A 1,015-nucleotide genomic window follows, 5' to 3' on the forward strand; every position below is an offset into this window, starting at 1 on the left:
CCGTGGAACGGCACGACCTCGGGTGTGAAGGTGCCCAACGGTGACTGGATACCGGCAGACCGTGCCGGCCTTACCATTTGCGACGCCACCTCGGCCGTTTTTGCGATGGCGCTACCGTGGGACAAACTCGATGTGGTGACCTTCTCGTGGCAGAAAGTGTTGGGGGGCGAAGGTGGGCACGGCATGTTGGTGCTGAGCCCGCGTGCTGTGGCGCGGCTGGAGAGTTATACGCCGCCTTGGCCGCTGCCCAAGATCTTTCGCATGACGACGACCAACGGCAAACTGATGGAAAGCCTGTTCCAGGGCGACACCATCAACACGCCGTCCATGCTGTGTGTGGCTGACTACCTGGACGCCCTGGCCTGGGTGGACAGCCTGGGCGGTGTGCAAGCCGTCATGGCGCGCAGCCAAGCCAACCTGAAAATCGTGGAAGACTTTGTTGCCGCCCACGACTGGATTTCTTTCTTGGCCCAAGACCCCGCCACCCGCTCCAACACCAGCGTGTGTCTGACGTTGACGGCCAGCGATGTGCAGGTCAAGCAGATGGTGGCCCTGATAGAGGCCCAAGGTGTGGCGTATGACATAGGCGCTTACAAAGAAGCGCCGGCCGGGCTGCGCATCTGGTGTGGCGCTACCGTGGAGGCTGCGGACTTGCGGGCCCTGATGCCTTGGCTGGTATGGGCCCATGCCCAGGTGACTGCCGCCTAGGTGCATCCGTCAATGGACTGCTATTAAAATAATAGCTAAGTAGTGATATTTCGCGGGGGCTAGAGGCATTTTTAGCGTGCACCGGCTTGCAATATTGAAAGTCTGCTATCTAGCGCGCCAGACTTCTGCAGTGGGGCGCTACCTTACGGCCACGAATGGCAGGTTACAGGCTGTACACCGTGTCGCCGGCCAGGGGAAATTTGTCAACTTCGCGTTTGCCGCGAAACCGGTCTTTCAATTGCATCCTCCAGTTTGATACGATGTTGGAATCAATCCAGTCCGATAGTCGCTGGGTGGCAATTTGCTT

The 1,015-nt window shown here is 59.0% G+C and carries 1 protein-coding gene; it reads left to right on the forward strand.

Translation table 11 applies throughout. From position 1 onward, the window contains the following. On the forward strand, positions 1-708 hold a 708-nt coding region (locus tag AC097P_RS25155), incomplete at its 5' end, for a phosphoserine transaminase (protein ID WP_479613133.1). Positions 709-1,015 lie beyond the last annotated feature (307 nt).

This window comes from Rhodoferax sp. ZS1R8 (assembly GCF_056521325.1).